The following is a 26,678-nucleotide window of genomic DNA, read 5'->3' as shown; positions in this document are numbered from 1 at the left end:
TAGCCGCTCAGCTCAGGAGGACGCGAAGATCGTCTTCTTCTGGCGTTCGATCGAGGACAGCAGACTGTCGACGCCCTTGGGGTTCTGGAGGAACTTCTGCAGCGCGGGCTGCATCACCGTCGAGGTGAAGTCGGGGCGCGAGTCGCGGTCCATGAACTGGGTCAGGCTCTTGGCGCCGGAGATCATCTCGTACGCCTTCTTCTGCAGCGGCGTGTAGGAGGAGGTGTCGGCCTTGCTGGAGGCGGCCACCACACTGGAGTCGGCCTTGAGGTAGATCTGCTCAGCCGCCGGGGTGCCCAGGTACTCGAGCAGCTTGCTGACACCGGCCTTGTTCTTCGGCGCCTTGGAGACCATGAAGCCGTCGGTCGGAGCCTCGACGGTGTCCTGCCCGTACGCGGAGTTGATCTCCGGGAAGGCGAAGAAGTCCAGGTCGTCCAGGTCCGCCTTGTTGGTGAACTGCTGCCCCACGAACGAGCCCAGCACGTACATGCCGGCCTTCTTGGACACCAGCGTCTGGGCGGCGTCCTGCCAGGTGCGGCCCATGAAACCGTCCTGGTGGTAGGGCAGCAGCTCGGCCCAGTGGTCGAAGACGGCCTTGACCTTGGCGTCGGTCCACGCGGCCTTGCCCGCCATCAGCTCGACGTGGAAGTCGTAACCGTTGAGGCGGAAGTTGATCTGGTCGAAGGTGCCCATCGCCGGCCAGGCGTCCTTGTCGCCGAACGCTATCGGGACCAGGCCGTCCTTCTTCATCTGCTTGCACAGGGTGACGAAGGCGTCCCACGTGGTGGGCACCTCGTAGCCGTGCTGCGCGAAGACGCTCTTCCGGTAGAAGATCGCCCAGGGGTACGTGTACAGCGGCACGAAGTAGTACTTGCCGTCCGCGCCCTTGGACAGCTTCTTCATGGCGTCCGGGAAGTTGCCCCCGATCTTCTCCCACACGTCGTCGATCGGGGAGGCGAGGTTCTTCGCGGCGAAGAACTGCATCCGGTACCCGGCGAACCAGTTGAACACGTCGTCCGGCGTGCCCTGGAGGTACGAGTTGATCTGCTCCTGGAACGTGTTGTGGTCCTTGGTGTTCACGTCCACCGTGATCCCGGACTGCTTCTTGAAGGCCGCGTAGATCTCGGCGAACGCCTTCTTCGGCACCGCGTCCGACGCGTTCGACCCCAGACTCACGGTCTTCGGGTCGCTGGAGCTGCCGCTGCTGCCACAGGCGGACAGCAACGGGATACCCGCGCCGAGGAGGGCGGCGCCACCCACCCCCTTGAGCAGACCACGACGGCTGGGCGAGGGAAGGGAAGACGAGAGATCACGCATGGACGGCTCCTGAAGGCAGGGGTTCGGATCATGGAGGGATTCGGAGACCAGTCGTAATCGACCAGAAACCAACTTGACCGAACACGGTGGCGCAATGACAGCGTTATGTCAGGTCATGCGTCAATAGCTATCGACCCGATTTGTCGAAACGTGACCGACATCCCTGCCTACCGGTGACCCGGGAGCCGCGTCGCCGAGGGGCTCAGTTGTAGGCGGCGAAGGCCTTCGAGAACGCGAACGCGTCCTGGACGATCGAGCTGCAGGTGGCGTCGGCGGTGGGCTTCGCACCGCCGGAGCACTGCTTGTCCCGGGTGGCGGACCACATCGACAGCCCGCCCAGGCCCTTCGCCTTGGCGAAGGTGACGAGCTGGGAGGCGTCGTCGACCTTGAAGATCTCCGTGGCCACGTCGTTGACCCCGATCATGGGCGTCACGGCGACCGCTTTCCAGGCCGCGCTGTCGGACAGCCCGAGGACGCCCTTGACCTGAGCCTGGGTGGCGGTGGCGGCCTGCTCGGCGTAGGTGCCCATGTCTGCGCTGTACGAGGGCCCGTAGTCCATCGCCATGATGTTGACGGTGTCGATCTTCACGCCGTTGGACTTGGCGTTCGCGAGCAGGTCCACGCCGTCCTGGGTGAGGCCCTCGGGCATGACCGGGAGGGTGTAGGAGACGTCCAGGCCGGGGTGGAGCGACTGGAGCTTCGCGATCGCCTGCGCCCGCCGGGTGTTCGCGGCCGTGTTCGGCAGCGCCCCGCCCTCCACGTCGAAGTCGACCTTGGTGAGGCCGTACGCGTCCACGGCCTTCCCGTACGCCGCCGCCAGCGCGTCCGCCGAGGAGCAGGTCGTGGCCAGCTCGGAGCCGGAGGCGCCGCCGAAGGAGACCCGGACGTCCCCGCCCTTCGCCCGCAGTGCGCCGATCTGCTGGGCCACCGCGTCGCTCGCCAGGTCGGTGACCCCGCCCCACTTGGGCGTGCAGCCGCCACCGTCGGTGACGAAGGCGAGGTTGTAGTTCTTGACGCCGGTGGACGCGGCGCTCGCGAGGAGGTCGAAGGCGGGGTAGAGGGAGGTGTCGACGTACGGGGCGAAGCCGGCGCCCGCCGTGGGGGAAGCGGTGGAGGTGGGAGTGGGAGTGGGCGTGGGAGTGGGAGTGGCCGTGGGGGTGGGAGTGGCCGTGGGGGTGGGTGTGTCGTTGCCGCCGGTCGCGCAGTCGGCGTCGTCCATGCGACAACCCGTGGGATCGCCGGTGCCGTTGACCACGAACCCGACCGTGACCGACTCGCCTGGGGCCAGACCGTCGGTGTCCCAGCGGGGCGGCTTCACCGTGACGTGCCGCCCGCTCACTCCGGACTCCCCGTTCCACAGGGAGCCGAGCGTGGATCCGCTCGGCAGGTCGAACTCCAGCTTCCAGTCCTTGTCCGCCGCACCGCTGTTGTTCGTGACGACGTACTGCGCGGAGTAACCCGTCGACCAGTCACTGGTCTTGCTGTACGCGACGCCGACCCCGGCCGCCTGGGCGGTACCGGTGACCAGGACCGCGCCACCTCCGACCACGGCGGCGGCCACCGCCCCGCCGATCAGCTTGTTCCTGCCACTCACCTTGCGCCGATGGATGCTCATGACGCGGCACGCTAGCGAGCCGGAATCGGGCAAATAGCCTGATCAGGACGGGGGTTGAGGATCTTAGGGCGCCCTTAAGGAAGGGATCGGGGTCGGTTAAAGGTCGAGACCAATCTGCCCGTTCGGCGCCGGCGCACCCGGTGTCCCCGGCGCACCGGTTCCCGCCCGTCCAGCTGGATCCAGATCCGCACCTCGGTGCCGCCGAGGACCGACGACCCGATCCGTACGTCCCCGCCGGTCGACTCGGCGAGCCGCCGCACGATGTCCAGCCCCAGCCCGGTCGACCCGGCGCTGCCCGAACCCCGCCCGCGCGCCATCGCGGCCTCGGGGTCGCGGATGCCGGGCCCGGCGTCGGAGACGAGCACGATCACCGCGTCCTCGCCGTTGTGCACGTCGACCGCGAAGGCGGTGCCCTCCGGGGTGTGCCGGAAGACGTTGCCGAGCAGGGCGTCCAGCGCGGCGGCGAGATCCGCCCGGGCCACGGGTATGCGCACCGGCCGCTCGGTGCCGGCCACCCGCCACTTGCGGCCCTCGTCCTCCGCGAGCGCGGACCAGAACCCCATCCGCTCCCGGACCACTTCGGCCGCGTCGCACCCGGCGCCGGGCCCGGCGGCCGCCGTCTGCGGCTTGGCCTCCCGGGCGGTCCGGATGATGGTGTCGACCTCGCGCTCCAGCTGCGCGACCGCGGCCCGGGTCTGCTCCGCGGCGGGCCCGTCCCCGAGCGAGGCCGCGTTGAGCCGCAGCACGGTCAGCGGGGTGCGCAGCCGGTGGGACAGATCGGCGGCCAGCTCCCGCTCGTTCGCCAGCAGTTGTACGACCTGGTCGGCCATGGAGTTGAACGCGACCGCCGCCAGCCGCAGTTCGGTCGGCCCCTCCTCCGGCACCCTCGACCCCAGCTTCCCCTCCCCCAGTTCATGGGCGCCCTCGACGAGTTTCTGGGCGGGCTGCACCATCCGGACGCCGAGCCGGTCGGCGACCGCGACCGAGCCGACGACGAGTGCGGCGCCGACGCCCGCGAGTACCGCCCAGGCGGTCGCGACGCCGTTGCTCACCTCGGACTCGGGGACGTACACCTCGACGACGGCTATCTCGCCGGAGCTGAGCGCTACCGGCTGGAGCAGGGTGGAGCCGCCGGGCACCTCGGTGGTGGAGGCTCGGCCCAGCTTCCGCACGGTCGCGATGTCTTCGGCGGCGGCCCGCTGCCGTCCGATGTCGACCGCCTTCTGACCGCTTTTCCGGTCGCCGTCGGCCGGTATGTGGACGGCCATCCCGGAGTCCGAGCCCGCGGAGGCGACGACCCGCTCCAGCTGGTCGCGGTCGGTGGTGATGGACAGCGCCGGCGCGACGGCGGCGGCCTGCCGCTCGGCGTTGGAGAACGCGCGGTCCCGGGCCATCTCCCTGATGACCAGGCCGAGCGGGATGGCGAAGGCGACCACGACCATGGTGGTGACCGCCAGGCAGACCTTGACCAGCGCCCATCTCACAGCGGCAGCCCCCCGCCCGGTGGTTCCAGCTTCACGCCGACGCCCCGCAGGGTGTGCAGATAGCGGGGTTGCGCGGCCGTCTCCCCCAACTTGCGCCTGAGCCACGACAGATGGACGTCGATCGTCTGGTCGTCGCCGTAGGACTGCTGCCACACCTCCGCGAGGAGTTCCTTGCGGGGCACGACCACCCCGGGGCGGGCGGCCAGGAAGGCGAGCAGGTCGAACTCGCGTCGGGTGAGGTCGAGTCGGACGCCGTCCAGCTCGGCCTGGCGGCGCAGCGGGTCGACGCTCAGGCCGCCGACGCGCAGGACGGTCTCCGGCGGTCCGTCACCACCGGCGGCACGGGACCGTCTCAGGACGGCGGCCATACGGGCGGAGAGGTGCTCGACCGAGAAGGGCTTGGTGAGGTAGTCGTCCGCCCCGGCGTTCAGCAGGCGGACGATCTCCGTCTCGTCGTCCCGCGCGGTGGCGATGATGACCGGGACGTCGGTGATCCCGCGCAGCATCTTCAGCGCCTCGGACCCGTCCAGATCGGGCAGTCCGAGGTCCAGGATCACCACGTCGAAACGGAAATGGGCGACCTCGCGCAGCGCCTCCAGTGCCGTGCCGACACTGCGCACGGTGTGTGCCGCGTCGGTCAGGTGCCGGATGAGCGCCGAGCGGACGAACTGGTCGTCCTCGACCACGAGCACACTTGCCATGCGCCGCACCGTACGCCATGCGGCGGACCTCGTTCGGCGCCTGTGGACAACTCAGTCCGGGTGCGCCCGGTGAGGTGCCTGAGGCAGTATGGCCCGCGATGCGCAGAGGACTCGTACACGTACTGGCTTGGACGCTCGCCACGGGCGCGGCGGTCACGCTGTCGTGGTGGGGCGTCCACACGGTCATGGCGGGCACGGCCTACGATCCGCCGCGCGCCCTGCCCATCACGGCGGCCGAGGCGACGACACAGGAGTCGAAGCCGCTGGCCTCACCGAGCCCGTCGAAGCCGCCGGCGCCGTCGAGGAGCCCGGCACCGACGCCGAGTGTCACGTCCGCGAGGCCGACGCCCTCCAACAGCCCTTCGCCCACGGCTTCCGGTCAGGTCAGGAGCTACGACACCGACGGTGGCCGCGCGGTCTTCGACCTCGGCGAGAAGTCGGCGACCCTGGTGTCCGCGACGCCGGGCACGGGCTGGTCGATGCAGGTGTGGAAGACGGAGTCGTGGATCCGGGTGGAGTTCACCTCGGGCACGGACCGGGTGTCGGTGTTCTGCACCTGGCACGACGGGCCGCCGCGGGTGGAGATCGGTACGTACTGAGTCACCGGGTCACCGGGTCATCGGTCATCTGAAGACGGAGGCCGGCGGGGCGGGTGAGGCCACCGCTCCGGCGTCCGTCACGGCCGCGGCCCCTCCGGTGAAGTCGAGGAGTGCCTTGCCGTGTTCGACGCGCCCCGGGTGCGGGTCGGAGGCCGCGCGGCGGGTCAGTTCCGCGAGCGGCAGCGGGGTGCCGGAGGCGACCAGGACGGCGTTGCCGAAGCGTTTGCCGCGCAGGACCGTCGGGTCAGCCACGAGGGCGAGTTCGGAGAAGCGGGCGGCGGCGGTGGCGATCTGGCCGCGGAGATGGGCGAGCGGCGGTCCGTCCGCGAGGTTGGCGGCGTAGCACCCGCCGGGCTTGAGGGTCCGGCGGACCTCGTCGAGGAACTCGGTGGACGTGAGATGGGCCGGGGTCCTGGCTCCGCTGAACACATCGGCGATCACGAGGTCGGCCCACCCGTCGGCCACCTTGGCGAGACCCTCGCGCGCGTCGAGCGACCGCACCCGTATCCGCGCGTTCGACTCCAACGGAAGCCTCTGCCGGACCAGTCGGACCAGAGCGGCGTCCCGCTCGACGACCTGCTGGGTGGAGCGGGGGCGGGTGGCGGCGAGATACCGGGCGAGGGTGAAGGCGCCTCCGCCGAGGTGCACGGCGTGCACGGGCTTGCCGGGCGGCGCGACGAGGTCGATGACGTGGCCGAGCCGGCGCTGGTACTCGAAGGAGAGGTAGGTCGGGTCGTCCAGGTCGACGTGGGACTGGGGGGCGCCGTCGATGAGCAGCGTCCACGCGTGTGCGCGTTCGCGGTCGGGGATGAGCTCGGCGAGACCGCCGTCCACTGGTTCTACGACGGCTTCGGCGGACCTTCTGGACTTTCCCACCCCGCCATTATCCGCGGTCAGCGGGGGGTCACGCGTCCGCGGGCCGGTGGGGCCCCTCAGGCCGGTGAACTCACCGGCAGTTGTCCGCGGCCTCGATCAGTCTCGCCGCCTCGCCCAGTGCCGCCCGGAGCACCGCCGGGTCCGTGGCCAGGTCGGCGTCTCCCGGTGGCAGCAGCCAGTCCGATCCCGCCACCGGGGGCTCCGGAGCCAGCCGCAGACCCCGGCCGTCCGTCTCCGTGCAGGTACTCCCCGGCATGTCCCACCCCGCCGCGGTCCCCGGCGGCACCAGGAACCCCAACGTCTGCCCGCCGTCGTCGTGCAGCACCGGCCCGACCCCGTCCCCCACCCCCCGCCGCAGGATGTCGACGGCCTCCAGGCCGTGACGCGTCGGCACCGTGACCACGTCACAGGACACCGGCGTACAAGGATCGACGCTCTGGCTGATCTCCATCGCGGCCTCCATCAAGGAACCCTCGTCCGACTCCGAGGATTTCAACGCGCGCCCGCGTCAACGGCTACGGCAGAAGTACGCCGCAAAGGATGGCAGTTCATGGCAGATCCCGGATGAGATATCCGGTTTGTAGCCAAACCCCGCATGGCGACCGGGACACAGCAGGTACGTTCTTGCCCGCCGGAAACAGGGCGTCACACTGACAAACCAGTCAACTCGTCCCACCTCCGGCATGGTTCGACGGTTCGCACGAGAGGACCCGCCATGGCGTCGTCAATGGTGACCTCGTCCCAGTCCCCCACCCCACCGCAGCCCAACCTCGCGTTCCGGCACCTGCGCGGACAGCGCTCGCCGGCCGAGTTCGCCGCGGCGGTGCGGCGGGCCGCGCGCGAGATCGGCGAGCGGGTCAGCTGCGACGCACGCTATGTGGGCCGCGTCGAGGCGGGCGAGATCCGCTGCCCCAACTACGCGTACGAACGGGTGTTCCTGCACATGTTCCCCGGCCGCACGCTCACCGACCTGGGCTTCGCGCCGCGCGCATCCGTACGTGGACGCCGGGCGCGTCCGGCGAGTGAGACAGAGGGGACGTACGAGCCGTATGACACGCAAGACACGCAAGACCCTGACGAGACGTACGACAACTACGAGGAGAGCGACGTGCTGCGTCGCGCATTCATGACCGGCGGGGGCGCCACGGTGGCCGCCGTCTCACTGGGCCCCCTCGGGCTCGCCGCCGACGCCACGGCCGCCGGACGGCCGGTCCGCCGCGCCGGGACGGGCGAGGCGGGCGCCCTGGAAGAGGCCGTGCGCAGGATCCGGTTGCTCGACGACCGGCACGGCGCGGACGGTCTGTACCGACGCGCGGCTGCTCCCCTGCGCGCCGCCTACGCGCTGCTGGACGCCGGTGCGACCCGGCAGACGACCGCGGACCGGCTGCACTCGGGCGCGGGCGAACTCGCCATCTCGGTGGGCTGGCTGGCGCACGACTCGGGACGCTTCGACGACGCCCGCTCGCACTACGCGGAGGCGCTCGCGACGGCCCGGGTGACCGGTGACGACGCCCTGGAGGCGCATGCCTTCTGCAACACGGCCTTCCTCGCGCGCGACGCGGGACGGCCGCGTGAGGCGGTGCGGGCCGCGCAGGCCGCGCAGCGGGTGGCCCGGCCCCTGGGCTCGCCCCGCCTGATGTCGCTGCTCGCGCTGCGCGAGGCGGGCGGCTGGGCGGGACTCGCCGACCGCACGGGATGCGAGCAGGCGCTCGCCCGCGCGCAGGCCTTCTTCGAACGAGGCCTCTCGGATGCCGACCCCGAGTGGATGAGTTTCTACGGCGAGGCCGAGCTGGAGGGTCTTGAGGCGCAGTGCTGGTCGACGCTGGGCGACTGGCGCCGGGCCGCCCGGCACGCGGGCCGGGCGGCGGATCTCCAGGATCCGCACTTCACCCGCAACATCGCGCTGTACACGGCCGAACTGGCCGACGACCTGGCCCGCGGCGGCCACCCCGACGAGAGTGCGGCGGCGGGACTGCGGGTGCTGGAGCTGCTGGGTGAGGTCCAGTCGTCCCGGATCCAGACGATGCTGGCGGGAACGGCGAGGGTGCTGCTGCCGCACCGGCGGGCTGCGGGGGTCTCGGCCTTCCTGGAACGCCATGCGTCGACGCCGAGGACGGCGTGAGCGGGTTGTTGTTCGGCTGCGGGCCGGTGGGGGCTGGTCGCGCAGTTCCCCGCGCCCCTGAGTGGGTGCAGTGACGGCATGCCTGGCCGGCACCCGACTACGAACCCAGATGCCCCAAGTCGTTCCAGCTCTCGATCGCCGGCTCGTCATAAGCCCAGCCCAGCACCGAAAGGGACGTCGGATTCAGCCGCACCCGCGCCGCGAAGTCGATCGGCAACCCCAGCCACCGCGCCCCGATCGACCGCAGAATGTGCCCGTGGGCGAACACCAGCACATCCCGGTCGGCGGAACGCGCCCAGGCGACGACCTCGTCCGCGCGCGAGGTGACCTCCGCCAGGGACTCCCCCTCGGGCACCCCGTCCCGCCAGATCAGCCACCCCGGCCGGACGGCCTGGATCTCGTCCGGGGTCATGCCCTCGTACGCCCCGTAGTCCCACTCCATGAGCGTGTCCCAGGTGGCCGCCCGCTCCCCGAACCCGGCGAGTTCGCAGGTCTCCCGCGCGCGTGTCAACGGGCTGGTGCGTATCTCCACCCCGGGAAGACCGTCGTACGGAACCCGGTGCAGCCGCTCGCCGAGCAGCTTGGCGCCGCTGCGTCCCTCCTCCAGGAGCGGCACGTCGGTCCTGCCGGTGTGCTTGCCGGACAGCGACCACTCGGTCTGTCCGTGCCGGGCCAGCAGGATGCGCGGAGCCATGAAAAGACCTTTCCGGGGGAAAGCGGAGGCGGAACCCCTCCATCATCGCGCACGCTGTGCAGGGGCAACCCGACGGGCGATCTCAGCGTCTTTGAGGGCCGAAGGCGCTGCGTGGGGGCACTCCACATGGGCCCGCACATACGCCGTAAAGTGGCACGACCGGACAACGACCGCCGGACGCCGCGCGAAACGAAGGGGGACAGGATCGGATGCCGCTGACCGAGACACCAGGCACCGAGGCAGTCCCGGAGACGCGGCTGCGCTGGTGGACCGAGCTGCCCCTGATCCTGTTGGTGTACGCCTGCTACAGCGCCGGCCGGCTCCTCGCCAGGGGCGACGTGACGGGCGCCGTCGACCACGGCCTGGCGATCCTCAAGGTCGAGAAGGTCCTCTACCTCAACGCCGAGCATCCGCTCAACCGGCTGTTCACCAGCCAGACCTGGATCGGCGTACCGGCCGACTTCTGGTACGCCTCGCTGCACTACCTGGTCACACCGGCCATCCTCGTCTGGCTCTTCCGCTCCCGCGCCCTGCACTACCGCGCGGCGCGCACCTGGCTGATGACGTCGACGTTCATGGGCCTGATCGGCTTCACCCTGCTGCCGACCTGCCCGCCCCGTCTCCTGTCCGCGAGCCACGGCTTCGTCGACACGATGGCCCAGTACAGCTCGTACGGCTGGTGGGGCGGCGAGGCGAGCGCCCCGCGGGGTATGGGCGGCATGACGAACCAGTACGCGGCCATGCCGAGCCTGCATGTCGGCTGGGCCCTGTGGTGCGGAGTGATGCTGTGGCGCTACGGCAGGACGCGTACGACGAAGGTCGCGGCCGTCGCCTACCCGCTGATCACCACGATCGTGGTCATGGGCACCGCGAACCACTACTTCCTCGACGCGGTCGCGGGCGCGGCCGTGATGGGCGTCGGGTTCCTGCTCGCCCCGTATGTCACACGGGCCGCGGAGCGTGCCACGGTGGGCATCCGGGCGCGGATAGCTCCCGTCACCGCCGTCTCGCGGGACGCAGAGCCCTCAATTGTCAGTGCCGGATGCCAGACTTCCGCGGGTGAGCACATTCCACGGCAGCGCGAGTCACGCTTCGGAAGCGGAACCGAGCCCAGTGCCTCTCCCGCGGACGCGGGGGACGGCGCTCCGGCAGCGGCTCGCTGAGCTGCGCGGGCCCGAGGTACCGGCCAAGGCACTGGACGCGCGCGCCCTCGCGGCCCTCGCCGCGAACCCCGGGTGCAAGCGGCGCGCGATCCTCGACGGCGCCGGGGTGGACAAGACGGCGGTGGCGAGCGCGCTGGGTGCGCCGTCCGCGTTCGGGCAGTCGCAGTTCGCCCTGACGCGGGGCAACGCCTTCGAGGCGAAGGTCAAGGCGGACGGCGGCGCGGAGCTGCTGCGGCTGGTGCACGAGCGGCTGGACCGCACCGCGCCGCCCCCCGCCGACGCCCGGGTCCCCGACCTCACCGCGATCGGCCCCGAGGGCCGTACCGCGCGTACGGCACTGGCCCTGCGCGAGGCCACGGCGGCAGCGGGCACCTGGACGCTGCTCGACCACCCGATGCTCGCCCTCGACGTCGCCGGCTCCCCCGCCTTCCTGGAGCCGGACGCGGTGGTCGTGCACCCGGACGGCAGCTGGACGGTCGTGGAGATCAAGTCCTTCCCGATGCTGGACGGTTCGGCGGACCCGTCGAAGGTGGGCGCGGCCGCCCGCCAGGCCGCGGTGTACGTCCTGGCGCTGGAGGCGGTCGCCGCCCGCCTGGAACCGGCTCCGAAGGTCCGCCACCGGATCCTGCTGGTCTGCCCCAAGGACTTCTCCAACCTGCCCACCGCCTCGGCCGTCGACATCCGCAAGCAGCGCGCGGTCACCGCCCGCCAACTGGCCCGTCTCACCCGCATCCAGGACATCGCCGAGGCACTTCCCGACGGCACCTGCTTCGCCCCCGACCAGCCCGCCGCCGAACTGACCGCCGCGGTCGAGTCGGTCCCGGCGACCTACGCCCCCGAATGCCTGTCCGCGTGCGAACTGGCCTTCCACTGCCGGGACCGCTCCCGCGCGGCCGGCGCGGTGACCTCCCTGGGCCGCTCGGTACGCGCGGAACTGGGCGGCCTGACGACGGTCGAGGAAGTCCTCGCCGCGGCCCGCGGCGAGGCCGGCGATCCGGACGATCCGGCGGTGGCCGCCCTGCGCAGGGCGGCCGAACTGCGCGCGGAAGCGCTGGGGGTGACCGCATGTCGCTGATCGCCAGCCTCGCCCGCCTCGAAGCCGTCAGCACCGGCCGCGCACAGCCCGCCGCGACCGTCCTTCACCGGCACCTGTCCGACCGCCCCCTCGTCCTCGTCCCGCTCACCACCGCGGGCGAGGCCGGTGCCCCGCTGGGCGCGCTCGTGGGCACCGACCGGGACGCGCCGCGTCTCCTGGTCGTGGCGCAGCCGCGGGACCGGGACCTCAGGTTCGCGTTCCTGGCCGAGCTGGCGGACGTCGTGCTGCCGTACGTCGACGGGTACGCCGAGGCCGTGGAGGCCGCCGAGCGCAACGAGACCGATCCGGAGACCGGCAAGCGGGTCAAGGTCGAGGTCGAGTTGTGCGCGGACGCCCCGCAGCTGATCCTGCCGAGCCGCGCGGGTGTCGATTTCGTACGGCTGCTCGGGCGCTCCATGCGTTTTCGGCGTACGGCGGAGCAGGACCCGGAGACCCCGTATCCGGCCCCGCCCCGGGTGCCGCTGCTGGGCCGGTGGCTGACCCACTTCGGGGAGCGGGCCCGGGTGCCCGGTTCCTCGCTGCTGCTGGCGATGACGGACGTACTGGGCCGGCACTGGTCCACCGGCCAGTCCACGCTGGAGGACCAGCACCTGGGCGCGCTGCTCGCGTGGATCGACCCGCCGCAGGGCCGCTCGGGCGCCGACGCCGCGCTGGAGGCCGAGCTCGCCCGGGACGACCAGGGCCAGCTGCTGCACCCGCCCGCGGGGCCCGCCACCGACCCGGCCTTCGACAACAAGCTGCTCGCCCCGGCCCTCCTGCGCTACGACCGCGCGCGTACCGCCCTCGCCGCCGCCGAGGACGGCCTGGAGGCCGACGACCGGCTCGGCGCGCTCACGGCCGCCGAGCAGGAGATCCGCGCCCTGGCCGCGAGTCGTACCCGGCCCACCTGGGACGCGGTGTGGCGGGGTATCGACCTGCTGCGGGCGCTGCCCGAGGGCGCGCACGCCGAGGAGCGGTGGACGCGCGACCGCTGGTCGTTCACGAGCCACCGCGACCGGGTCGTGGCGGGCGAGCCCCCGCAGCCGCGCCGCGACGACGCGGTCACCGCCGCCAACAAGCTCGCCGCGCGCGAGCGCGAACAGGCCCGTCTGGAGGCGCAGGAGGCGCTCGACGACCCGCTGGTGATGGCGGGACGGCGGCTGGCCGGTGAGGCGTTCGCCGGGGAGGTCACGGACGTCGTGATGACGTACGGCGAGGGCAAGCGGCCGAGCCCGCGCCCGCTGGTGACCGTACGGACCGACGACCGACCGCATCTGGGCGAGCGGGCCAAGGTGTACCGCGCGCTGGGCGGGAAGCCGCAGTCGGCCGAGTTCGTGGGGTACGAGGAGGAGGGCGCCCTCGTCGTCCTCAAGATCCTCGACAAGATGGGCCGCGGCAAGGAGCCCGAGACCGGGTCCGTGCCGGAGAAGGGCGACCGGGTGTGCTTCACGCTCTTCGAGCACGAGCAGCGCGGCGGCGCGAAGCTGCCCGACCCGGAGGACACGCCGTGGACGCACGGCGGGCCGCCCGGTGAGGCCGTGCAGGAGACCGCCGATCCCCTGACCCCGGAGGACATCCTGTGACCACCCGGACCTTCGACCCCGGTGCCGAAGCCGCGCGGGCCACCGACGCGATCCTCCACGACACCCTGCGCGGCACCCACCGCGGTGTCGTCGTCGACTCCCCGCCCGGCGCCGGCAAGTCCACCCTCGTCGTGCGTGCCGCGCTGGAACTGGCCGACGCGGGGCGCTCGCTGATGGTCGTGGCGCAGACGAACGCCCAGGTGGACGACCTGGTCCTGCGGCTCGCCGAGAAGAACCCCGAACTGCCGGTCGGGCGCCTGCACAGCAGTGACGCCGACCCGTACGACAAGGCGCTGGACGCGCTGGCGAACGTACGGAAGTCGGCGAAGGCGGGTGACCTGACCGGGCTGCCCGTGGTGATCTCCACGGCCGCCAAGTGGGGTCATGTGAAGGTCGACGAGCCGTGGGCGCACGCGATCGTGGACGAGGCGTACCAGATGCGCTCGGACGCGCTGCTGGCGGTGGCGGGGCTGTTCGAGCGGGCGCTGTTCGTGGGCGACCCGGGACAGCTGGATCCGTTCGCGATCGTGGGCAGCGAGCAGTGGGCGGGGCTGTCGTACGACCCCTCGGCCTCGGCGGTCACGACCCTGCTGGCCCACAACCCGCAGCTGCCGCAGCACCGCCTGCCGGTGTCCTGGCGGCTGCCCGCCTCGGCCGCGCCCCTGGTCTCGGACGCCTTCTACCCGTACACGCCCTTCCGCAGCGGCACGGACCACGGCGACCGTCGGCTCACCTTCGGCGTCCCCTCGGACGGCTCGGGCCCCGACCGGGTGATCGACGCGGCGGCGGAGTCCGGCTGGGGCCTGCTGGAGCTGTCCGCTCGGCACACTCCGCGCACGGACCCCGAGGCGGTACGGGCCGTCGCGACCGTCGTACGGCGGCTGCTGGACCGGGGCGGGGCGGCCGTGTCGGAGCGCTCACCGGACCCCGCGCCCCTCACCGCCGACCGCATCGCCGTGGGCACGGCCCACCGCGACCAGGCGGCGGCCGTCCGCGCGGCGCTCGCCGACCTCGGCGTCATGGACGTCACCGTCGACACCGCGAACCGGCTCCAGGGCCGCGAGTACGACGTCACGGTCGTGCTCCACCCCCTCTCCGGCCGCCCCGACGCCACCGCCTTCCACCTGGAGACGGGCCGCCTGTGCGTCCTGACCTCCCGGCACCGCCACGCGTGCGTCGTGGTGTGCCGGGCGGGCGTGAGCGAGCTCCTGGACGACTACCCGTCGACGGAACCGGTCCAGCTGGGGACCCTGGTGAAGTTTCCGGACGGCTGGGAGGCGAACCACGCTGTACTGGCACGGCTGGCGGAGCACCGGGTGGTCTTGCGGTCGTGATCGACACACCGGGCACCTGGTCGGCGGGCATCCGGCTCAGCGCCGCCCCTCGCCGGACGGAGTCCGGCACGCAGCCGGAGGCGGCCGATGGAAACAGCCCGGACGGCTGGGAGGCGAACCACGCGGTACTGGCACGGCTGGCGGAGCACCGGGTGGTCTTGCGGTCGTGATCGACACACCGGGCACCTGGTCGGCGGGCATCCGGCTCAGCGCCGCCCCTCGCCGGACGGAGTCCGGCACGCCGCCGGAGGCGGCCGATGGAAACAGCCCGGACGGCTGGGAGGCGAACCACGCGGTACTGGCACGGCTGGCGGAGCACCGGGTGGCCTGGAGACCGTGAGCGGGAACATCGCGCGGGCCGTAGAACTTGGTACCGCCGCAGGCGCCCCGCCCTCTTGCACGGGCGCGGGACAATGGACGGTGGCCCATGCACAGATGGGCCGTCGCTACGGACGACGTACGAGGAGGATGAAGACATGGCGGAGCCCACGCCGCGTCGGAACGAACCGCGGCTGCGCCCCGCGCCCTTGCTGTTCGAGCCCGCACAGGTGGCCGACGACCCGGAGCACTTCTTCGACCTCGAGTCGATCGACGACCCTGGCGCGCTGCTGAGCCGGTCCACCGAGCTGGCGCAGGCCTTCCGTGCGGCGGCGGACCGCGCCGTGGAGTTCCAGGCGATGGCCGCGGCCCAGTTGGCCGACCCCAGGCGCTTCGACCGGCTCACGACGGCCGACATCGCCGAGCGCGCCGAGTGGACCGAGGACTACGCCAAGAAGATGGTCGAGTTCGGCCGGGATCTGCTGCGTGGCGTGGAGGGCGGGGCGGGGCACGCCGACCCGGTGTGAGCCCGTAAACAATCAGAGGCATATGCCAGGCGGGCAAGATACCCCTCCTCGGTCCCTCCTGTCCCGATTTCCCGCAACTCTGCGGAACTGCCTGCTCACGCCGGGTAGATGTAGGCGTCATGAGCACTCGCGAGGAACCGTTCTCCGACACACGCTTCGACGTCTCGGGCGTCACCGCGGACGGGGCCGCCTGGCTCGCCTCGGCGGGGACGTACCCGCGCAGCACCCTGGCGTTCTGGGAGGAGCGCCCCGCGGCCCCGGTGGTACTGCCGTGCGGCACGGCCTTCGACGTGGTCAGCGCCCCCGCGATCTTCGGGCGCCGGATGCTCGACCGGCTGTGGGAGGAGGGGCCGGGCTCGGGACCGGTGGCGATGCTCCGGGCCCGGATGCTGCTGTTCGCGGCGCCCGGCACGGCTCAGCGGCTGCCGTCGCTGCTGCGGTGGGAGGAGATGGGCCGTACGGCCGCGATCCCGCCGCTGCTGTGCCACGGCATCGGCGACGCGGTCACCGTTCCGGCCCCGCTGAGCACCCCGAAATCCGCGTCGGCCTCCCGCTGGCTGGTCGCCCCCGACACCCGCCATCCCTGGCTGCCGGGCCCGGAAATCCTGCTCTGGGCGGCGGTACGGGCGGCTCGCGCCGCCGTGCGGATATCGATTTTTCCCCCCGCCGATCAGGATGCTAAGGTCTACGACGTCAGCAAGCGCCGCTAGCTCAGTTGGTTAGAGCAGCTGACTCTTAATCAGCGGGTCCGGGGTTCGAGTCCCTGGCGGCGCACGATGTCGATGGCGAGGCGTGTTCGCGGAAAGCGCGAACCGGCCTCGCCATCGTCGTTTCTGCGCGGCTGCGCCGCGCGTTGTAGGGGCTCCGCCACCCACACCCCCTGACCCACCGGGCCGTCGGCCGGGAAGTCACCCGAGCGCGAACCGGCCTCGCCACCGTCGCATCTGCGCGGCCGCGCCGCGCGTTGCGGGGGCTCCGCCACCCATACCCCCTGGCCCACCGGGCCGTCGGCCGGGAAGTCACCCGAGCGCGAACCGGCCTCGCCACCGTCGTTTCTGCGCGGCTGCGCCGCGCGTTGCGGGGGCTCCGCCACCCACACCCCCTGGCCCACCGAACCGTCGGCCGGGAAGTCACCCGAGCGCGATCTCCACATTCCACGCCCCCGACGCCGTTCGTCCCGTCACCGTTACGCGTACGTGTTCGCCCGGGACCGTGAAGGTCTCGCCGGTGTCGACGGGGGCGTCCGCGAGGGGTGGGTAGACGGAGTTCTCCCAGCAGGCCTCGGTGCGGGGGTGGGCGTCGATCACCTGGATCGGGCCGCCGCCGGACGCGGCGCCGCTGTGGACGCGGTAGATCAGCACGCCCTGCCGGCAGGCCGCGTCGTCGTCGCCCGTCGCCGCACGGGCCTCGAAGGCGAGCGCACTGTCGGCCCCGGTGCGCACGACCGCGAGCTTGGTGCCGCGACCCGGCCCGAAGATCCCCGCGTTGCCGGGACCGGTCCCCAGCGGCTCCAGCGTCAGCCGCGTCGGTTTCGGCCCCCGTACGCACACCACCTGCCGCCGCTCCAGCCAGCCCAGCTTCCACTTGTGCCAGGCGAACAGATCGGGAGCGAGCCCGAACTGGCTGCCCATCAGGTCCCAGTCGCCGACATAGGTGTCCCAGTCGCCCTTGCCGTCCATCGGCCGGTGGTAGAGATCCGGCAGGTCGAACACGTGCCCTGTCTCATGGGCCAGCACCAGCCGGTCCGGCGGGTGCTTCTCGAAGACGGTGACCACCCGGCGGATGTCCGTGCCGTCGGCGCGCAGCGGTGTGTCCAGGTTGACGACCTTCGTGGCGTCCGAGTCGACGCCGGGCGCGTCCGGGTCGGCGACGAAGTAGACGACGTCGTAGCGCGAGAAGTCGACCTGCCCGTCGGCCGCGGCGAGCGCGTCGCGCAGATAGGCACCCCGGTCCGCGGCGCTCCAGTCGCGCTGTATGGCGTAGGCCGTCGACGGGCGTGGCATCCGGATCCAGTGCCGCAGCGGGTGCGGGCGCAGGGTGAAGCGGCCGTAGGAGGCGTGCTGGAAGAAGCGGGTGGTGGCGGGGAAGTGATCGGCGGCCAGCTGGGCGGGGGCGGTCGTCGGCCTGGCGTCCGGGAAGGACAGGAAGACCATGACCGCGTCGAGGGCGCGGGCCGGGCGCGGATAGGCGGTGTTCCAGGTGTCGAGGCCCTCCGAGTGGTGGGCCTCGGTGCGTTCCAGGGTGCAGGGCGCCGACAGGAAGGGTTCGGCGGCCGAGGGGCCGGTGACGAGGGAGGTGGAGGCGAGGGCCGCCATGGTGGTGAACACGGCGGCGGAGCTGCGCAGTCGGGGGCGCGGGAGTGTGCGCGGAAACGGGCGCGGCAACGGGACCTCCGGGAGCGGTTTCACGGGATACCGCACCCAGCCTGTGTGGTTTTGCAGGGGTACGCCCTGTTTATCTGCACCGGACGAGTGAGACGGCGTGACCTGCCGGACCGGCCGACACCCCCGAATCGCTCACGGAACGTCACAACCGGTCCCAGGCCCCAAGAACCCGTCCAGCTGCGGGCAGAAACGATCTGCCAGAAGGGGTTGCCGGTCCTCCAGACTGGGCAATGGCTGGAAGGGCCCGAAGGCAGCCTCTATGATCGGCACACTTTCCTGCGCGGACAGCGATCGAGTGCACTGCGGGAGCTAGCGGTGAACGGAACGTCCGAAGGGCCGGCGCCCGCGGCAGACCTCGACGGGTCGGCCGTAACAGAGAGTGACATCACGACACCTGCTCGTACCGAGCCCCCGACGCACCGTGCCGCGTTCGCGGCGGCGCCGCTGGCCATGGCCGTGGTGGACCGCGAGGGCACGGTCGTCGACGCCAACCCTGCCTTCGGCGAGCTGCTCGGCGCCGTGCCGGAGGAGCTGGCCGGGGCCCAGGCCGCCGACCTGGTGGATCTGGCCTCGGACGCCCGCACCTGGCACTCCTACCGCGAGGTGCTGCGCGGCCGGCAGGCGAAACTGCGCTGCAAGCGGCGGCTCAAGCATCCCGACGGACACTCGATGTGGGCGCAGATCACCATCACTCCCCTGGCCGAAGACTCCCAGGGCTCCCCCGGCGTCCTGCTGTCCGTCGCCGACATCACCGCCCGCCGTGAACTCCAGGCTCGGCTGCGGCACTTGCAGATGCACGACCCGGTGACCCGGCTGCCCAACCGCACACTGTTCTTCGAACGGCTGACGGCCGCGCTGGAGCCGGAGTCGTACGAGCAGGGCGGCACGGGCAGGATCGGGCTGTGCTATCTGGACCTCGACGGGTTCCAGGCCGTCAACGACACCCTCGGCCACCGGGTCGGCGACCGGCTGCTGGCCGCCGTCGCCGAGCGGCTCACGCGCTGCGCGGACGCGGCCGGCCAGGGGCGGGCGACCGCTCCCCTGGTGGCGAGGCTGGGCGGCGACGAGTTCGCGCTGCTCGTCGAGGACTCCACGGGCACCGAACAGCTCGCCGATCTCGCCGAGTCCCTGCTGAAGGCCGTCCAGGCGCCCTTCGACGTCTCCGGCCACCGGATGTCGGTGTCGGCGTCGATCGGGGTCGTCGAGCGGCAGGCGGAGGGCACCTCGGCGACGGGTCTGATGCAGGCCGCCGACACCACGCTGTACTGGGCCAAGGCGGACGGCCGGGACCGCTGGACGCTCTTCGACCCCGAGCGCAACGCCCACCGCATGACCCGCCAGGCCCTCGCCTCCACGCTCCGCCCGGCCATCGAGCGCGGCGAGTTCCAGCTGGAGTACCAGCCGCTGGTGGGCATGGAGGACGGCCGGCTGCGCGGGGTCGAGGCGCTGGTGCGCTGGAATCACCCGCAGTTCGGGATGCTGACGCCGAATCGGTTCATCGCACTGGCCGAGGAGGACGGCTCGATCGTCCCGCTGGGCCGCTGGATCCTCGTCACCGCCTGCCGCCAGGCCCGTCAGTGGCAGCTCGACCACCCCGACGAGCCGCCGATCTTCGTCAGCGTCAATGTGGCGGTCCGTCAGGTATGGGACTCCGACCTGGTCGCGGACGTGGCCAAGACCCTTGCGGAGACCGGTCTGGCGCCCCACCTCCTCCAGCTCGAGCTCACCGAGTCGGCGGTGATGGGCTCGGCGGGCCGCCCGTTGCAGGCCCTCCAGGCGCTGAGCGACATGGGCGTCGGCATCGCGATCGACGACTTCGGCACGGGCTACTCGAACCTCGCCTACCTCAGCCGCCTCCCGGTCTCCGTCCTGAAACTGGACGGCTCCTTCGTGCGCGGCTTCCAGTACGAGGGCGAGGGCGTTCCCCCGAACCCGGCCGACGAGGTCGTCGTCGAGGCGATGATCCAGCTCGCCCACCGTCTCGGCCTCACCGTCACCGCGGAGTGCGTCGAGACCTCGGCACAGGCCAGCCGCCTGCGCCGGATCGGCTGCGACACCGGGCAGGGCTGGCTGTACTCGCGGCCGGTGTCGCCTGATCGTATCTCCGGGCTGATGGGCGTGAAGGCCTAGGAGACCGCAGGGGCCGTGGGCAGTCCGTAGGCGTCCGCGACGAGTTCGTAGGAGCGCAGGCGTATGTCACCGCTGTGCGCGTTGCCCGTGAGCATCAACTCGTCGGCGCCGGTGCGCTTGTGGAGTTCGTCGAGGCCGGAGCGGACCTCGTCGGCGGTGCCGTGGATGACGTTGGCGTTCCAGGAGTTCGCGAACTCCTCCTCCATGGGGCTGAACTCGTAGGCCTCCGCCTCTTCCGGGGTGGGGACCAGGCCGGGGCGGCCGGTGCGCAGCCGGATCATGTTGAGCGCGGCGGCGCGGACCTGGCGGCGGGCCTCCTTCTCGTCGTCGGTGGCGAGGGCGGAGACGCCGATGAGGGCGTACGGCTCGTCGAGGACCGCGGAGGGCCGGAAGGACTCGCGATACAGGTCCAGGGCCGGGACGGTGTTCTGCGCCGAGAAGTGGTGCGCGAAGGCGAACGGCAGGCCGAGGGAGCCGGCCAGCTGGGCGCTGAAGCCGGAGGAGCCGAGCAGCCAGATCGGCGGGCGGTGCGGGGACTGGACGCCGCCGGGTGAGGTCGCCTGGACGGGGCCGGGTACGGCGTGGATACGGCGGTAGGGGTGGCCGTCGGGGAAGTCGTCGTCCAGGAAGCGGGTGAGTTCGGCGAGCTGCTGGGGGAAGTCGTCGGCGCCCTCGTTCAGCCGGTCGCTGCGGCGCAGGGCGGCCGCGGTGGCGCCGTCCGTGCCGGGGGCCCGGCCGAGGCCCAGGTCGACCCGTCCCGGGGCCATCGCCTCCAGCGTGCCGAACTGCTCCGCGATCACCAGCGGAGCGTGGTTGGGGAGCATGACACCGCCCGAGCCGAGCCGGATACGGGTGGTGTGGGCGGCGAGGTGGGCCAGGATCACCGCAGGGGACGAGGACGCCACGCCCGGCATGGAGTGGTGCTCGGCGATCCAGTAGCGGTGGAAGCCCCGGGACTCGGTGAGCTTGGCGATGGCGACGCTGGTGCGCAGGGCGTCGGAGGCCGTGCGTCCGGCGCCGACGGTGACCAGGTCGAGTACCGAGAGAGGTACGGGGGCGGTGCCCTGTGCGGTACCTCGGATCTCGTCTTCCGCCACGGTGGGGTGCCTCCTGCTCAAGAGCCGTGCGCTGTCAGTCAGGTAATAACAGGAGACTGTCTCCGTTTATTCCCGGGCGGGATCGAGGATTCCTGGAGCGCCGCCTTCCGCATCCCGACCTGCGTCGACGGCTTGTCGCACCGGGCTCCGGGTACTCAGAACGCACAAATCCACCATCCGGAGGGATCGCCATGACGCGACAGAACCCGTCCCGGCCGTCGGAACTCGGACCACTCGAACCCGGCACCAGACAGCGCGCCCAGTTATCCATCCGTATCGCCGACATCGCGTGGACCGCGCTGAGTGTCGTCGCCGCCCTGTGGGCGATCCTGGCCACCGTCGACGCCGTGCGCGGCACCGGCTCGTGGGCCTACTGCGCGGTGGCCCTGGTGCTGCTGGCCGTCGGCCTGACGATGCGGTTACGCGCCGTCCGCCGCCGCGACCGGATGTGAGGGAGGCAGGCCGTGGAACGCGTCAACTCCTTTCTCGGCAGGCACCTGTGGGTCCGGGTCGCCCTGTCCCTCCTGGTCGCGTGCGCCGTGGTCCTGCTGCTGTCCCCGGAGCGCTCGATCGCCTCGGCCCTGCTGTACGTGGTGTTCGCCTCGGTCGGCGGGGTCGGTGTCATGCTCGCCGTGCGGCGCCGGGAGAAGCGGGCCGCCGGAGGCTCAGTGGACAGCCTCGTGTCGCTGGACCGGAAGCTCCGCCGGGGCGAGATCCCGACTGCGCCGCAGGAGCGGCAGGCGATGCGCGACCTGGTCGAACAGCGTCTGCACCGCACCCGCCACCGGGTCGCGGCCCAGATCGTTCTCGCCGTCCTGTTCTGCGCGGGTGTGGTGCTGACGGCCCTGACCGCGAGCCTGCCGCAGACCCTCGGCATGTTCCTGTTCGCCGGGGTCTTCCTGGGCTGGCTCGTCCTGTACGGAAACCGTCAGCACCGGCGACTGCGCGCCATGCACACGGAACTCACCGCCGAGGCCGCCCAGGACCGGCGGCGGTGAGCCCCTGAACAGGCGCGTCTCACACCTGGACGATCGGCTCCCTGGTGAACAGCTCCCCCATGGCCGGAGCGTTCACCCGGCGGTCCGTGAGCCGCAGGGCCTCCCAGACGGTGACCTGGTTCGCGGTGAGGACCGGCTTGCCGAGCTCCTTCTCCAGGGCCGGGATGTGGGTGGCCGTGTGGAGGGCGGTGTCCGGGAGGAGCACCGCCTCGGCGTCCGGCGAGTCGGCCTCCCGGGCCAGCGCGAGGACCTGCTCCTCGCCCCAGGTGCCGACCTCCGCGGCGGTGATGATCCCGGCGCCGCGGACCTGGACGACCTCGACTCCGCCCGCCCGCAGGAACTCCGCGAACAGGCCCGCCACGTCGTCCGGGTAGGTCGCCGCGACCGCCACCCGACCGGCCCCGATCTCCTTGACCGCGTGCACGAAGGCGAACGACGTGGACGAGGCGGGCATGCCGGCCGTGACCGCGAGGTTGCGCACCTGCTCGTGGGCGCCCTCCCAGCCGTGGACGAAACTGCCGCTGGTGCAGGCCCAGACGACGGACTCGGCGCCCGACATGCGCAGTTCCTCGACGCCCGCGGCGAGCCTTTCGGCCGAGCCCATCTCCAGGAGGGCGTCCACGCGGTGCGCGTCGGTGCCGATGTCGGTGTGGACGACGTCCAGGCGGATGTCGCTGCCCAGGAGCTGTTCGATGCGCGGATAGTCGTCCTCGGCGGAGTGGCCCGGGTAGAGGAATCCGAGAGCGGTCATGTCCAGCCTTCCTGCTGCTGCTCTTCGTCCGGCAGGCCCCGGACTTCCGGCAGTCCCGGAATCTCCGGGCGCACGGGGCCGAACCGCGCCGCCGGATCGATCAGCGCCTGGTACGGTCCCACGGCTCGGGTACCCAGTCGGCGCAGCGCGGCCCACATCGTCACCTGGTTGGCCGAGATCACCGGTATGCGCAGTTCCGCCTCCAGTTGCGGGATGACGTCGTACGTCGGCAGGTTGGTGCAGCTGATGAACAGCGCCTGGGCGTCGGCCCGTACGGCCTTGTGGGCCATCTCGGAGACCTGGCGGTAGGGCACCTTCCAGATGTGCCGGGTCAGGCCCATGTAGGCGCACCCGCTGACCGAGACGCCCGCCTCGGCGACATACTCCTCCAGCGACCTCGTCACCGACACCGTGTACGGCGTCACCAGCGCCACCCGGCGGACGCCGAGTTCGGCGAGGGCGTCCAGGAGGGCGCCGGACGTGGTCAGGGACGGGACCGCGCCCGCCACGGTCATGGCCGCGCACATGGCGCGTTCCCCGGCGATCCCGCCGACGAAGCTGCCGGAGGTGCAGGCGTAGGCGACGACCTCGGGGGTGATGGCGTTGAGCGTGCGCACCGCGTCGTGCAGGGTCTCGTGCTCGCTGACCAGCCGGGCCAGGTCGAGGCTGACCTCGACGGGGACGTACGGGGTGCGGGTCAGATGGAGCGAGATCTCGTCGGGGACCCACCGCCACAGCTCGCGGTCCAGCGCGAAGTCGAAGGGGGCGACGACACCGACACCGCGCTGGGGGCGCGGCCCACCCAGAAAAGAAACGTCCATGGCAGAGACCGGCCTCACGGTGAGAGACGGGGGGACAGCGGACCGTACACAACGCCCGTGTTGACGAAGGTAGGTTCGGGTGCGAGCGTGGTCAATCCGCCCATGTCACGCTCACGTCACACCGGTGTCACCGCCGGCGTTTCCGCCCATGTCAGACGCCCGGCAGCGCTCGCGATAATCCGTAGAAACGGTGCCTCGATGTCCGTCCCCACCCTTCTCGTCCTCGACGCCGACCCACCGCCGCGCCTCGGCAGCCTCACCGGGCGGGCCCGGATCGTGCACGCGGACGCGTCCACGCTCGCCGAGCGGCTGCCGTCCGCCGACGTGCTGCTGGTCTGGGACTTCACCTCGACCGCGGTGCGCGAGGCGTGGCCGGGTGAGGGACCGCGGCCGCGCTGGGTGCACACGGCGAGCGCGGGCGTGGACCACCTGATGTGCCCCGAACTCGCCGACTCCGACACCCGGGTGACCAACGCGCGCGGTGTCTTCGACCAGCCGATCGCCGAGTACGTCGCCGCGCTGGTCCTGACGATGGCCAAGGACCTGCCCCGGACCCTGGAGCTGCAGCGGGAGGGCGTGTGGCGGCACCGGGAGTCCCAGCGGGTGGCCGGAACCCGTGCCTGTGTGGTGGGTTCCGGGCCCATCGGGCGGGCGATCGTCGCCACCCTCAAGGCGCTCGGCATCACCACCGCCCTGGTCGGCCGCCGTTCCCGCACCGGGATCCACGGTCCCGACGACCTGGACCGGCTGATGGCGCGCGCCGACTGGGTGATCGCGGCCGCCCCGCTCACCGCGGAGACACAGGGCATGTTCGACGCCCGCCGCTTCGGGATGATGCAGCCCTCGGCCCGGTTCATCAACATCGGCCGGGGTCAGCTGGTCGTCGAGGAGGCGCTGGCGGAGGCGGTGTCCAAGCGGTGGATCGCCGGTGCCGCCCTCGATGTCTTCGAGACCGAACCGCTGCCGCCCGAGAGCCCGTTGTGGCGCATCCCGGGTCTGATCGTGTCCCCGCACATGAGTGGTGACACGGTCGGCTGGCGCGATGAACTCGGCACGCAGTTCGTGGAGATGTACGACCGCTGGGAGGCCGGCAGAGCACTCACCAACGTGGTCGACAAGCAACGCGGGTACGTACCGGGGCACTGAACGTCGAGCGGAGGGGCACCATGCAGGACCTCACCGAACTGACCGCCGTACAACTCGTGGAGGGCTACCGCAAGGGCGAGTTCAGCCCCGTGGAGGCGACCCGGGCGGCTCTCGACCGGGCCGAACGGATCCAGCCGGACGTGAACGCGTTCGTGCGGCTGACCGGCGAGGAGGCCCTGGCGCAGGCCCGCGCCTCGGCCGACCGCTGGCGACGCGGGGAGCCGTTCGGCGCGGTGGACGGCGTCCCGGTCACGGTGAAGGACATCCTGCTGCTGCGCGGCGCCCCGACGCTGAAGGGCTCCAGGACGATCCCGGAGAGCGGCGCCTGGGACGAGGACGCGCCGTCCGTCGCCCGGCTGCGCGAGCAGGGCGCGGTCTTCCTCGGCAAGACCACGACCCCGGAGTTCGGCTGGAAGGGCGTCACGGACTCGCCGCTGTCGGGCGTCACGCGCAATCCCTACGACCCGACGCGCACCGCAGGCGGTTCCAGCGGGGGCGCCGCGGCGGCCGTGGCGCTCGGCGCGGGGCCGCTCGCGCTCGGCACGGACGGCGGGGGCAGCGTCCGTATCCCGGCCGCGTTCTGCGGGATCTTCGCCCTCAAGCCGACGTACGGCCGCGTCCCGCTCTACCCGGCGAGCGCCTTCGGCACCCTCGCCCACGTGGGCCCGATGACCCGCGACGCGGCCGACGCGGCACTGCTCCTCGACGTCATCGGGGTGCCCGACTCCCGCGACTGGTCGGCGCTGGGCCCGGCGGCCGGCCCGTACACGGCGGCGCTGTCGGGCGGGGTGCGCGGGCTGCGGGTCGCGTACTCGCCGTCCCTCGGCGGCCAGGTGGCCGTACAGCCCGGGGTCGCCGCGGCGGTACGGCGGGCCGTGGAGAGCCTGGCCGGACTCGGCGCGTACGTCACCGAGTCCGATCCCGACTTCGCCGACCCGGTGGACGCCTTCCACACCCTGTGGTTCAGCGGGGCGGCCCGGGTGACCCAGCATCTCGGGCCGCACCAGCGGGAGTTGCTGGACCCCGGGCTCCGGGCGATCCGCGGCCTGGGGTCGCGCATGAGCGCGCTCGACTACCTCGCCGCGGTGGACGTCCGGATGGAACTCGGGCGCCGGATGGGCCGCTTCCACGACTCCTACGACCTGTTGGTCACCCCGGCCCTTCCGATCACCGCGTTCGAGGCGGGCACGGAGGTCCCGAAGGGCTCGGGGCACCAACGCTGGACGGGCTGGACGCCCTTCACGTACCCCTTCAACATGACCCAGCAGCCCGCCGCGTCGGTCCCGGTGGGGACCGACGCCGACGGGCTGCCGGTGGGACTGCAGATCGTGGCGGCCCGGCACCGGGACGACCTGGTGCTGCGGGCGGCCCACGCCCTCTACGAGGCGGAGACGGCGGGCATCCGGCCACCCGCCCCGGCCCGCGCGAGGAGCGTCACGCCCGGCTGAACCGGAGGCTCTCGCCGAGGGCGCCCGCGCGCCAGAGGTCGTTGCAGCCCTCGGCCAGAGCGTCCAGCCCGTCCACCACCTGACCCCAGACGATCCCCGGCACCCAGCCCACGTCGGCGTTCAGAAGCAGGTTGTTGCGCTCGTAGAACAGGGCCAGGTCGACGACGGTCGTGCCCGCGCGGACCTCGCGGTCGTAGCCGTAGGACTTGGTGCCGAGTTCGGTGCCCGCGAAGGAGAAATAGCAGAGATCTCCGGGAATCGGGGTAACTGTCGGATTTTCCAGGGGTGGTTCCGATTCCGCGAACGGCGGGAAAAGGGCGTAGATCTCGTTACGTGCGTACTTCGCGTGATAGACGTCACCGGCGAGCGGGAGGGCGTCCCATACGGCCGCGCAGGTGATCGGCGCCCGATCGTCAAGGAGCTTTGCCGTGGCGGTGATTCCCCGCTTGACCAGCGAGACTTCGATGTAGCGGTCAGCCATGCATTCCATGGTCC

Annotated in this window: 27 protein-coding genes and 1 tRNA gene; 16 read left to right on the top strand and 12 right to left on the bottom strand. The window is 71.9% G+C overall.

What is annotated here, in order from left to right; genetic code table 11:
* Positions 1 to 12: 12 nt before the first annotated feature.
* The 4 genes from BFN33_RS34645 to BFN33_RS34630 form a co-directional block, all read right to left on the bottom strand.
* Positions 13 to 1,317, bottom strand: coding sequence for an ABC transporter substrate-binding protein (locus BFN33_RS34645; protein ID WP_069764151.1), 1,305 nt, complete (start codon positions 1,315 to 1,317; stop codon positions 13 to 15).
* Between the two features lie 202 nt (positions 1,318 to 1,519).
* Positions 1,520 to 2,932 carry a cellulose binding domain-containing protein gene (locus BFN33_RS34640; RefSeq protein ID WP_069764150.1) on the bottom strand — a complete coding sequence of 471 codons (1,413 nt, stop codon included), beginning with the start codon at positions 2,930 to 2,932 and terminating at the stop codon, positions 1,520 to 1,522.
* 74 nt (positions 2,933 to 3,006) lie between these two features.
* Complete coding sequence (locus BFN33_RS34635; protein WP_069764149.1) at positions 3,007 to 4,416, bottom strand: HAMP domain-containing sensor histidine kinase; 1,410 nt, start codon at positions 4,414 to 4,416, stop codon at positions 3,007 to 3,009.
* Complete coding sequence (locus BFN33_RS34630; protein WP_069764148.1) at positions 4,413 to 5,117, bottom strand: response regulator transcription factor; 705 nt, start codon at positions 5,115 to 5,117, stop codon at positions 4,413 to 4,415. Before BFN33_RS34630 ends, BFN33_RS34635 begins: the two co-directional genes overlap by 4 nt.
* A gap of 98 nt (positions 5,118 to 5,215) precedes the next feature.
* Here BFN33_RS34630 and BFN33_RS50425 point away from each other — a divergent pair, with 98 nt between their 5' ends.
* Entirely contained in the window at positions 5,216 to 5,716 is a 501-nt protein-coding gene (locus BFN33_RS50425) for a hypothetical protein (RefSeq protein WP_079141151.1), read from the top strand.
* A gap of 24 nt (positions 5,717 to 5,740) precedes the next feature.
* Here BFN33_RS50425 and BFN33_RS34620 read toward each other — a convergent pair whose 3' ends face one another.
* Together BFN33_RS34620 and BFN33_RS34615 are read right to left on the bottom strand one after the other, a co-directional pair.
* A complete protein-coding gene (locus BFN33_RS34620) occupies positions 5,741 to 6,592 on the bottom strand; it encodes a spermidine synthase (protein ID WP_069764146.1) in 852 nt (283 codons plus the stop codon).
* 70 nt (positions 6,593 to 6,662) lie between these two features.
* A complete protein-coding gene (locus tag BFN33_RS34615) occupies positions 6,663 to 7,043 on the bottom strand; it encodes a hypothetical protein (RefSeq protein ID WP_256122931.1) in 381 nt (126 codons plus the stop codon).
* Positions 7,044 to 7,307: 264 nt separating this feature from the next.
* On the opposite strand from BFN33_RS34615, the gene BFN33_RS34610 reads away from it, so the two are divergent.
* Positions 7,308 to 8,714, top strand: coding sequence for a tetratricopeptide repeat protein (locus tag BFN33_RS34610; RefSeq protein ID WP_069764145.1), 1,407 nt, complete (start codon positions 7,308 to 7,310; stop codon positions 8,712 to 8,714).
* A 97-nt stretch (positions 8,715 to 8,811) separates the two neighbouring features.
* Here the strand turns inward: BFN33_RS34610 and BFN33_RS34605 are convergent, their stop codons facing one another.
* Entirely contained in the window at positions 8,812 to 9,408 is a 597-nt protein-coding gene (locus tag BFN33_RS34605) for a histidine phosphatase family protein (protein WP_069764144.1), read from the bottom strand.
* A 209-nt stretch (positions 9,409 to 9,617) separates the two neighbouring features.
* On the opposite strand from BFN33_RS34605, the gene BFN33_RS34600 reads away from it, so the two are divergent.
* The 9 genes from BFN33_RS34600 to BFN33_RS34570 all read left to right on the top strand — a co-directional run bounded on the left by BFN33_RS34600 (position 9,618) and on the right by BFN33_RS34570 (position 16,182).
* Complete coding sequence (locus tag BFN33_RS34600; protein ID WP_069764143.1) at positions 9,618 to 10,571, top strand: phosphatase PAP2 family protein; 954 nt, start codon at positions 9,618 to 9,620, stop codon at positions 10,569 to 10,571.
* Complete coding sequence (locus BFN33_RS34595; protein ID WP_069764142.1) at positions 10,522 to 11,646, top strand: hypothetical protein; 1,125 nt, start codon at positions 10,522 to 10,524, stop codon at positions 11,644 to 11,646. Before BFN33_RS34600 ends, BFN33_RS34595 begins: the two co-directional genes overlap by 50 nt.
* Complete coding sequence (locus tag BFN33_RS34590; RefSeq protein WP_069764141.1) at positions 11,637 to 13,229, top strand: hypothetical protein; 1,593 nt, start codon at positions 11,637 to 11,639, stop codon at positions 13,227 to 13,229. The genes BFN33_RS34595 and BFN33_RS34590 overlap by 10 nt, the downstream gene beginning before the upstream one ends.
* The gene (locus tag BFN33_RS34585) at positions 13,226 to 14,563 is read left to right on the top strand and encodes an AAA domain-containing protein (RefSeq protein ID WP_069764140.1); all 1,338 of its coding nucleotides are present in this window, start codon (positions 13,226 to 13,228) and stop codon (positions 14,561 to 14,563) included. Before BFN33_RS34590 ends, BFN33_RS34585 begins: the two co-directional genes overlap by 4 nt.
* Positions 14,560 to 14,733 (top strand): hypothetical protein, encoded by a 174-nt coding sequence (locus BFN33_RS53360; RefSeq protein ID WP_176742533.1) that lies wholly within the window; start codon positions 14,560 to 14,562, stop codon positions 14,731 to 14,733. Before BFN33_RS34585 ends, BFN33_RS53360 begins: the two co-directional genes overlap by 4 nt.
* Complete coding sequence (locus BFN33_RS53355) at positions 14,730 to 14,903, top strand: hypothetical protein (protein WP_176742532.1); 174 nt, start codon at positions 14,730 to 14,732, stop codon at positions 14,901 to 14,903. Before BFN33_RS53360 ends, BFN33_RS53355 begins: the two co-directional genes overlap by 4 nt.
* 136 nt (positions 14,904 to 15,039) lie before the next feature.
* Positions 15,040 to 15,408: a hypothetical protein gene (locus BFN33_RS34580; protein ID WP_069764139.1), complete on the top strand. Its 369-nt coding sequence runs from the start codon at positions 15,040 to 15,042 to the stop codon at positions 15,406 to 15,408.
* 119 nt (positions 15,409 to 15,527) lie between these two features.
* A complete protein-coding gene (locus BFN33_RS34575; protein ID WP_069764138.1) occupies positions 15,528 to 16,118 on the top strand; it encodes a bifunctional DNA primase/polymerase in 591 nt (196 codons plus the stop codon).
* Positions 16,109 to 16,182, top strand: a tRNA-Lys gene (locus BFN33_RS34570). The genes BFN33_RS34575 and BFN33_RS34570 overlap by 10 nt, the downstream gene beginning before the upstream one ends.
* A 356-nt stretch (positions 16,183 to 16,538) precedes the next feature.
* Here BFN33_RS34570 and BFN33_RS34565 read toward each other — a convergent pair.
* The gene (locus tag BFN33_RS34565; protein ID WP_069764137.1) at positions 16,539 to 17,792 is read right to left on the bottom strand and encodes a M6 family metalloprotease domain-containing protein; all 1,254 of its coding nucleotides are present in this window, start codon (positions 17,790 to 17,792) and stop codon (positions 16,539 to 16,541) included.
* Positions 17,793 to 18,107: 315 nt separating this feature from the next.
* On the opposite strand from BFN33_RS34565, the gene BFN33_RS34560 reads away from it, so the two are divergent.
* A complete protein-coding gene (locus BFN33_RS34560; protein WP_069764136.1) occupies positions 18,108 to 19,922 on the top strand; it encodes a bifunctional diguanylate cyclase/phosphodiesterase in 1,815 nt (604 codons plus the stop codon).
* Here BFN33_RS34560 and BFN33_RS34555 read toward each other — a convergent pair.
* Entirely contained in the window at positions 19,919 to 21,019 is a 1,101-nt protein-coding gene (locus tag BFN33_RS34555) for an LLM class flavin-dependent oxidoreductase (protein ID WP_069764135.1), read from the bottom strand. The genes BFN33_RS34560 and BFN33_RS34555 overlap by 4 nt on opposite strands.
* A 191-nt stretch (positions 21,020 to 21,210) precedes the next feature.
* On the opposite strand from BFN33_RS34555, the gene BFN33_RS34550 reads away from it, so the two are divergent.
* Both BFN33_RS34550 and BFN33_RS34545 read left to right on the top strand, forming a co-directional pair.
* Positions 21,211 to 21,471, top strand: coding sequence for a hypothetical protein (locus BFN33_RS34550; RefSeq protein ID WP_069764134.1), 261 nt, complete (start codon positions 21,211 to 21,213; stop codon positions 21,469 to 21,471).
* Positions 21,472 to 21,483: 12 nt separating this feature from the next.
* Positions 21,484 to 22,017, top strand: coding sequence for a hypothetical protein (locus BFN33_RS34545; protein WP_069764133.1), 534 nt, complete (start codon positions 21,484 to 21,486; stop codon positions 22,015 to 22,017).
* Between the two features lie 19 nt (positions 22,018 to 22,036).
* Here the strand turns inward: BFN33_RS34545 and BFN33_RS34540 are convergent, their stop codons facing one another.
* Entirely contained in the window at positions 22,037 to 22,768 is a 732-nt protein-coding gene (locus BFN33_RS34540) for an aspartate/glutamate racemase family protein (RefSeq protein ID WP_069764132.1), read from the bottom strand.
* Positions 22,765 to 23,589: an aspartate/glutamate racemase family protein gene (locus BFN33_RS34535; RefSeq protein ID WP_069764131.1), complete on the bottom strand. Its 825-nt coding sequence runs from the start codon at positions 23,587 to 23,589 to the stop codon at positions 22,765 to 22,767. Before BFN33_RS34535 ends, BFN33_RS34540 begins: the two co-directional genes overlap by 4 nt.
* Positions 23,590 to 23,787: 198 nt before the next feature.
* Between BFN33_RS34535 and BFN33_RS34530 the strand changes: the two genes are divergently transcribed.
* Together BFN33_RS34530 and BFN33_RS34525 are read left to right on the top strand one after the other, a co-directional pair.
* Positions 23,788 to 24,735: a D-2-hydroxyacid dehydrogenase gene (locus BFN33_RS34530; RefSeq protein WP_069764130.1), complete on the top strand. Its 948-nt coding sequence runs from the start codon at positions 23,788 to 23,790 to the stop codon at positions 24,733 to 24,735.
* A gap of 20 nt (positions 24,736 to 24,755) precedes the next feature.
* On the top strand, positions 24,756 to 26,183 hold the full coding sequence (locus BFN33_RS34525; protein ID WP_069764129.1) for an amidase: 1,428 nt from the start codon (positions 24,756 to 24,758) through the stop codon (positions 26,181 to 26,183).
* Here the strand turns inward: BFN33_RS34525 and BFN33_RS34520 are convergent.
* Positions 26,170 to 26,664 (bottom strand): DUF3830 family protein, encoded by a 495-nt coding sequence (locus tag BFN33_RS34520; RefSeq protein ID WP_057610926.1) that lies wholly within the window; start codon positions 26,662 to 26,664, stop codon positions 26,170 to 26,172. The two genes, BFN33_RS34525 and BFN33_RS34520, sit on opposite strands and share 14 nt — an antisense overlap.
* Between the last annotated feature and the right edge of the window lie 14 nt (positions 26,665 to 26,678).

Source organism: Streptomyces sp. LUP47B (genome assembly GCF_001746295.1).
Lineage (GTDB): Bacteria > Actinomycetota > Actinomycetes > Streptomycetales > Streptomycetaceae > Streptomyces.
The sequence above is the reverse complement of the archived record's forward strand: the minus strand, read 5'-3'. Positions and strand labels throughout refer to the sequence as shown.